The 6,565-nt window shown below is 45.4% G+C and carries 8 protein-coding genes; 7 read left to right on the forward strand and 1 reads right to left on the reverse strand.

Features of this window, described 5'->3' with window-relative positions; all coding sequences use genetic code 11:
* Positions 1-14: 14 nt before the first annotated feature.
* The 7 genes from QUA50_RS11635 (at position 15) to QUA50_RS11665 (ending at position 5,258) form a co-directional block, all read left to right on the forward strand.
* Positions 15-812, forward strand: a complete 798-nt coding sequence (locus tag QUA50_RS11635; RefSeq protein WP_333264155.1) for a DUF4058 family protein — start codon at positions 15-17, stop codon at positions 810-812.
* Between the two features lie 89 nt (positions 813-901).
* On the forward strand, positions 902-1,120 hold the full coding sequence (locus tag QUA50_RS11640; protein WP_333264153.1) for a DUF3285 domain-containing protein: 219 nt from the start codon (positions 902-904) through the stop codon (positions 1,118-1,120).
* A gap of 206 nt (positions 1,121-1,326) precedes the next feature.
* A complete protein-coding gene (gene ybeY / locus QUA50_RS11645) occupies positions 1,327-1,866 on the forward strand; it encodes an rRNA maturation RNase YbeY (protein ID WP_333233469.1) in 540 nt (179 codons plus the stop codon).
* A gap of 161 nt (positions 1,867-2,027) precedes the next feature.
* Positions 2,028-2,537: a diacylglycerol kinase family protein gene (locus QUA50_RS11650; protein WP_333264150.1), complete on the forward strand. Its 510-nt coding sequence runs from the start codon at positions 2,028-2,030 to the stop codon at positions 2,535-2,537.
* A 182-nt stretch (positions 2,538-2,719) separates the two neighbouring features.
* On the forward strand, positions 2,720-3,307 hold the full coding sequence (locus tag QUA50_RS11655) for an aminodeoxychorismate/anthranilate synthase component II (RefSeq protein ID WP_333264147.1): 588 nt from the start codon (positions 2,720-2,722) through the stop codon (positions 3,305-3,307).
* A gap of 394 nt (positions 3,308-3,701) precedes the next feature.
* A complete protein-coding gene (locus QUA50_RS11660) occupies positions 3,702-4,484 on the forward strand; it encodes an MBL fold metallo-hydrolase (RefSeq protein WP_333264144.1) in 783 nt (260 codons plus the stop codon).
* 165 nt (positions 4,485-4,649) lie between these two features.
* Positions 4,650-5,258 carry a fasciclin domain-containing protein gene (locus QUA50_RS11665; RefSeq protein WP_333264141.1) on the forward strand — a complete coding sequence of 203 codons (609 nt, stop codon included), beginning with the start codon at positions 4,650-4,652 and terminating at the stop codon, positions 5,256-5,258.
* A gap of 241 nt (positions 5,259-5,499) precedes the next feature.
* Here QUA50_RS11665 and QUA50_RS11670 read toward each other — a convergent pair whose 3' ends face one another.
* Positions 5,500-6,417 carry a cobalamin-binding protein gene (locus tag QUA50_RS11670; RefSeq protein WP_333264138.1) on the reverse strand — a complete coding sequence of 306 codons (918 nt, stop codon included), beginning with the start codon at positions 6,415-6,417 and terminating at the stop codon, positions 5,500-5,502.
* Positions 6,418-6,565 lie beyond the last annotated feature (148 nt).

The following is a 6,565-nucleotide window of genomic DNA, read 5'->3' on the forward strand; positions in this document are numbered from 1 at the left end:
AGGAGTTAAATTCAATGCCTAATCCGTTTCCAGGGATGAATCCTTATTTAGAAAGTCCTGAATTGTGGCGTTCTGTTCACAATAGGTTAATAGTGGCGATCGCAGATTGCTTAACTCCGCAATTGCTGCCTAAATATTTAGTAGATATCGAACAAAGGATTTATCAAATTAGTGGCGAAGATGCTTTACTAATTGGCATTCCCGATGTCACAATACAGCGCACGCAGACTCCAAGAACCGAGAGTGATTCTAATGTTGCTGTCGCCGCTCCACCCGCCAAATATTTGAAGGTAACAATACCTTTACCCTTGGAATTAAAAGAAACTTATTTGCAGGTAGTCGAAATAGAAACTAAAAAAGTAGTGACGGTAATTGAAGTGCTTTCTCCAACAAACAAGCGCCATGGAAAAGGGCGAGAAATGTACGAAACAAAGCGAGAGAATGTGTTTAACAGTCGCACTCATCTGGTAGAGATTGACTTGCTGCGAAGTTACCAACCTCTGCCAGTTTTTGGTAACGATATTGAGGCAAGTTATCGAATTTTAGTGAGTCGGGGAAATCAAAGGCCTTTGGCAGATTTGTACCTTTTCAATTTACCCGATATGATTCCTGCATTTCCATTGCCTTTGCGCGCGGGCGATGCGGAACCAATTGTAGATTTACAAGCGTTATTAAATGGGGTTTACGATCGCGCCGCCTATGACATTACCCTCGATTATATGGCTGAGTTAGCCCCTGCGCTTTCAGAATCCGATGCAGTTTGGGCGGATGCTTTGTTGTCCGAAACCAGCCTCCGACAATCTGAAACCTAAAAAAATCTACACAAAACGTTACATATTTGTTACCATCGTGGCGAGTCTGTTCTCGGCAGCCTCTCTGTTAACCTTCTAAACTAACCGTTATGAGTCAACCTCCCTCAGCCATTCCCGCCTCGGAAGAGTCCGCCGAAACCCCGACAGCGCAGACAAACAATGCACCTCCACCGAGTTATGTCAAGCTGGCGATGCGGAACATGGTTCGCAAGCGGGCAACTTCTCTGTTTCATTTTGCTTTGACAGCGATCGGACTTTTAGGCGTACTCGTCGGTTTGGCTTTTCTCGATCGCTATTTCAATTCTTAATCGGGGATTCCAACAATCAGCATCTAATTTCGATCTCTAATTTCATCTTTCATAAATAGGCAATTAAGCTGATTGTTTTGCCTGCCTGTTGCAATCTCTAACAGATTACTGTATCTTTCCAGCAACAGCAAAATCCCCTGCCGCTCGATCGCGCAATTGCAATTTGTAAAAAAATTGAATATATCCCTTGACATGAGAGAAAAAAAATGTTAATAGAGGTGAACGTCGAAGACTGTTACGGGCTCGCCCAGCAGTCTGCCGACGCTTCCAACCTCCCTGAGAGTGCAGCCAGCGGGGAGATTTCAGCAGCCGAAACCTGGGAAAATTGGTTTAGCGTTTGGCTGGAAAACCAGGCGGCGGATGTGCCAGTGGCCCCAGGCTACGAAGTCAGTCTGCGTTTAACCGGCGATACGGAGATGCAAGCCCTCAACCTCCAGTACCGCCAGCTCGATCGACCGACGGATGTACTAGCTTTCGCAGCTTTAGAGGTAGACTGTCCTCAGCTAGAGGAAATGCAGTCATCTGAACCCCTATACTTGGGTGATATCGTCATCTCGATCGATACAGCTAACCGACAAGCCCAGCAGCAAGGACATCCCCTGAAGACCGAACTAGCTTGGCTGGCAGCCCACGGTTTTCTGCATCTTTTGGGCTGGGATCACCCGGATGAAGAAAGTCTGACTCAAATGCTCGATCGACAAGAAACATTGCTGCGGGCGATCGGTCTTGCGATCCAAACAGCATAACTTAAGTTGATGGTTACTTAACAAATCATGTCAAGCGCAACATAACTTTCTGAAATTACAGCAAAACTTTAGTAAAAACTTAGAAAAGTTACCTAGACTAGATGAAGTTAATTTGAAAAGTTTAGCTTTCATTCATCTCTGTAAATTAAAGTTGGTTCTTTATGACACTAGATAGACCCTCAATTTCATCACAAATCGCACAGCTTCTGCCCATGCCTCAAGACTCTTCTAGCCAGACAGTCCACGAGCCTAAAAAAGCCTTGAAATACAACCGAGAACTGTCGTGGAAAATCGCATCTAGCTTAGCTACGAGTTTTAGATACGCTTGGGGGGGTCTGAGTTATGCTTTTGAAACTCAGCGCAATTTTCGGATTCACACAGTTATTGGCACTTTGGCGATCGGACTCGGCCTATTTTTGCAACTGAAACCTGTAGAAATATCTGTGATCGGCGTCACCATTGGCATAGTTTTAGCAATGGAACTGTTGAATACGGCGATCGAATCGGTGGTAGACTTGACAGTCGGGCAATCTTACCACGAACTAGCCAAAATTGCCAAAGACTGCGGTGCCGGAGCAGTTCTGGTATCGGCAATGGCTGCGATCATCGTCGGTACTGCACTTCTGCTTCCTCCTTTGTGGGCAGTCGTTCAAATTGCGATCGGCCGTTAGTCACTTATTGGGCGATCGCAAATTTTAGGTTTTAGATGACCAATTTGAGATTTTTAGTTCTATTCGTCTATATTGCAGCTATTTTTTATCTTGGGCATCTATCTAAAATCTTAAAACCCTTGCTTTCAGGCAGCGAGTCAATCTAAAATCTAAAATCTAAAACCTAAAATCTAACTTAACCCGTGATTATAGTCATCGATAACTACGACAGTTTTACATACAATTTGGTACAGTATCTAGGAGAACTCGGTGCCCAGTTGCCCGTAGCCAGCGAAGTGCAAGTCTACCGCAACGACCAAATTTCCTTAGCAGAAATTCGCCGATTGCAGCCGGCAGCCGTGGTAATTTCTCCAGGGCCGGGGCGGCCGGAAGATGCGGGAATTTCTCTGGAATTAATCAAAGAATTGGGGCCGACTCTACCGATTTTAGGCGTGTGCCTCGGACATCAAAGTATCGGTCAAGTATTCGGCGGCAAAATTGTTTCTGCACCCGTGTTGATGCACGGCAAAACTTCTCAGGTAGAACACGCAGGAACCGGAGTTTTTCAGGGCGTGGAATCGCCGATGATTGCAACTCGCTATCACAGTTTGGTAATTGAAAAGCAGAGTTGTCCACAAGTTTTGGAAATTACGGCTTGGGTTGAAGACGGAACTATTATGGGCGTGCGGCACCGGGAATATCCGCACATTGAAGGTGTACAGTTTCACCCGGAAAGTATTTTGACGACTGCGGGAAAGCAATTATTGCGAAATTTCTTGGAAAGACTTTAGGATCGCGAATTAAATAGCTTACAATTTTAATTGTTATTGTGGGATGGGCGTCCCGCCCGTCCACTCATGACGGGCTTTCAGGCCCATCCCACTTTCAAGAGTGGAAGTTATTTAATTCTCATTCATTAGTTGAATTTCTATGAACTTGTAGGGTTCGCTCTCATAGCACCTTACGGTGAGAGTAGGGTACACATTTTCGCACCTGAACCGCCTCAAAAAGGATACAAGCCCCCCACTCCTGTCGTGGTGAACCCCAAATTTTAGACTCCTGTTCGAGATTCCAGATTCAATGCTGCAAGTAAATCTAAAATCTAAAATCTAAAATCTAAAATCGACTGGCGGTGTTTTGTGGTATAACAACAGACGACCAACACCCGACAACCCCCACCACAAGATGAAACGGCGACAATTAATACGTTACGCACAGACGGGTTTGCTAGCAGCTTTCTTCACTGGTTTACCATCTGGATGGGAAAGCTATCAAGCTCAAACTGCTGATTCTTTGTCGGTTCAGTGGTTGGGCCACACTTGCTTCTTGTTCGCCGGAGGCGGTGCGAGGGTGCTGGTGAATCCTTTTCGCCCCCTGGGCTGTACGGCTGGCTATCGCTCTCCTAAAGTACCAACAGATTTGATTCTGATTAGCAGCCGGTTGCTCGATGAAGGGGCGATCGACGGATTTGCGGGCAATCCCGGCCTTTTGTACGAACCGGGGTCTTACAGGTCTAACGGGCTGCGGATTCAAGGGATTAGAACGCAAAAAGACCGTGAAGGTGGACGGCGATTTGGGGTCAATGTGGCTTGGCTGTGGCAGCAAGCGGGCGTTAAAATTTTACACTTGGGCGGAGTTGCTGGCCCGATCGGCATTGAAGAACAAATCTTGATCGGGCGGCCCGATGTAGTGCTGATTCCCGTGGGCGGCGGGCCGAAAGCTTACACTCCGGCGGAAGCGAAGCAAACTTTGCAACTTCTCAAACCGAAGATGGTGATTCCGACACATTTCAAAACCCAAGCCGCCGATGCTGCTGCGTGCGATTTAGTGCCGCTGGATGAATTCTTGGCCCTGATGGAGGGTACGCCGGTGCGCCGATTGAACAATGACACGATTTCGATCAAATCTGCTGACTTACCCCAAACTGGTTCGGTGATTGAGGTTTTGAGTTACAGATTTAACGGTTGATGCCAGATTTCTTAGGTTGCGTTATATTAAGGAAGTTTTGGTCGATCGGGGATGCAAGAGAATTTTCTCTCTACCTTAGCCTCTGGCAACCTTGCTTTTTGTCGAGATGTGGCTAACATAACAATTCATGTTCACTGTTTTATCTCATAAGGAAATGCAAGCGCCATGAAAAATCAAAATTTACCTAGTTGGATCAAACAACTCACAGGTTTCGCAGGAATAATCGGCGCTAGCGCGCTAATCGGTTTCCCGGCTTGGGCTCACATCAACTCCAACACCAATGTTGCTAATACAAATCAAACTCAACAAGTTGCAGGAAATGTGAAAACCGCTGCTTCACCGGCACCAATGGCTCAGGCGAAGGATATTGTCGCTATTGCATCTGGCGACGCTCAATTCAAGACGCTGACAAAGGCTTTGGGAGCCGCCGGTTTGGTTACAACTTTACAAGGAAAAGGCCCTTTCACTGTTTTTGCTCCGACAGACGCGGCATTTGCTGCTTTGCCAAAAGCAACTTTGGAGGATTTGCTCAAACCGGAAAACAAAGCCAAACTTACTAAGATTTTAACTTACCACGTTGTTCCTGGTTCGGTTGTATCTACTAGCCTCAAATCCGGCGATGTTAAAAGTGTTGAAGGCAGCTCGCTGAAGGTGGCAGTTAACGCAGGCAAAGTTACTGTAAGCGGCGCTAATGTTGTGAAAGCTGATATCAAAGCTAGCAACGGCGTTATTCACGTAATTGACAAGGTTTTGATGCCACCCGATGGGATGTAAAAATAGCAGTTTTTGCATCAATTGATGTCAGATTTGGTTAAATGAAGGCGAAGTAAGGACACAACATTGTTGTGTCCTTATTTTTATGGCAGGCAATTCCGAATTAATATATAGTAATCCTTGCAGGAGTCGTAAATTTTTTACCCCACCCCAGCCCTCCCCGAACCCAAGGGGAGGCAGTAAGAAATTCACAAATGATGCGAGGACTGCTATAGATAAAGCTTTAGCTAGCAGCGGGTACTTACAAAAATAGCTGCCAACCCTTAGCTCGATGGCCAAAATCGAAGATTTCGGGATGGAGAATTTCTGCTAAAATTTCTAACGAATCAACCAATCTCGGCCCCGGCCGATTAAAGTAAGAATTGCCGTCAGTTATGTAAACTTTCCCCGTTTTTACTGCTGGCAAATTAGCCCATTCTGCGTATTTAGTTATTTGCATTGCTTCGCTGCGAGTGCGGTTTAAATCAAAGCCGCAAGGCATGAAAATAATTACATCGGGATTAGCTTCTACTAGCGATTCCCATTTTAGCCAAGGGGAATGTTCCCCGACAATTCCAAACAGCGAATTGCCTCCCGCCATTGCGACTAATTCGGGAATCCAGTTACCCGCAGCCATCAAAGGTTCAATCCATTCGATGCAAGCTACTGTGGGTTTAACGGTTAATGTTTTGGTTTTTAAAATAATAGCATCAATGCGGGATTGCAAAAGGTCGATCGCACTTTTGGCATCTACGCCCAAAGCATCAGCAACTCGCTGAATATCCGTCCAGATTTCTGCTAGCAGATTCGGCTGCAAAGAAATAATTTCCGGCTTGCTATTTACCAGCGTACTTACTGCTTGTTTAACCTCTATTAGAGAACAAGCGCAGACTTCACATTGAGCTTGAGTAATAATGTGAGTCGGCTGCAATTTTTCCAACGTATCTATTTCTACTTTATACACACTTAGCGCATTTTGCAACAATTCTGTCACGCGGTTGTGAATTTCGCTGCTAGTTCCTTCGGGATTGAATTTAGGCTGAGTGCAAACAGGTAAATTTTGGATTTCTGGGGGATAATCGCATTCGTGGGAACGGCCCACAATTGCATCGGTTAATCCTAAAAGTGCTACAATTTCGGTTGCACTGGGAATTAGAGAGATTATTCTTGGTTGGTTCATTGGTTTTCTGTTTTTTACAGATTTAGAAGCACAGGCTTTACAGATTTGGAAGCACAGGCTTTACAGATTTAGAAGCACAGGCTTTACAGATTTAGAAGCACAGGCTTTACAGATTTAGAAGCACAGGCTTTACAGATTTAGAAGCACA

The sequence above is a fragment of the Microcoleus sp. M2_D5 genome (assembly GCF_036701935.1).
Lineage (GTDB): Bacteria > Cyanobacteriota > Cyanobacteriia > Cyanobacteriales > Microcoleaceae > Microcoleus.

Coding starts and splice junctions, on each gene's coding strand:
- QUA50_RS11650 (WP_333264150.1), top strand. CDS start 2,028: ATGACACTAGATAGACCCTCAATTTCATCACAAATCGCACAGCTTCTG.
- QUA50_RS11640 (WP_333264153.1), top strand. CDS start 902: ATGAGTCAACCTCCCTCAGCCATTCCCGCCTCGGAAGAGTCCGCCGAA.
- QUA50_RS11670 (WP_333264138.1), bottom strand. CDS start 6,417: ATGAACCAACCAAGAATAATCTCTCTAATTCCCAGTGCAACCGAAATT.
- QUA50_RS11635 (WP_333264155.1), top strand. CDS start 15: ATGCCTAATCCGTTTCCAGGGATGAATCCTTATTTAGAAAGTCCTGAA.
- QUA50_RS11665 (WP_333264141.1), top strand. CDS start 4,650: ATGAAAAATCAAAATTTACCTAGTTGGATCAAACAACTCACAGGTTTC.
- ybeY (WP_333233469.1), top strand. CDS start 1,327: ATGTTAATAGAGGTGAACGTCGAAGACTGTTACGGGCTCGCCCAGCAG.
- QUA50_RS11660 (WP_333264144.1), top strand. CDS start 3,702: ATGAAACGGCGACAATTAATACGTTACGCACAGACGGGTTTGCTAGCA.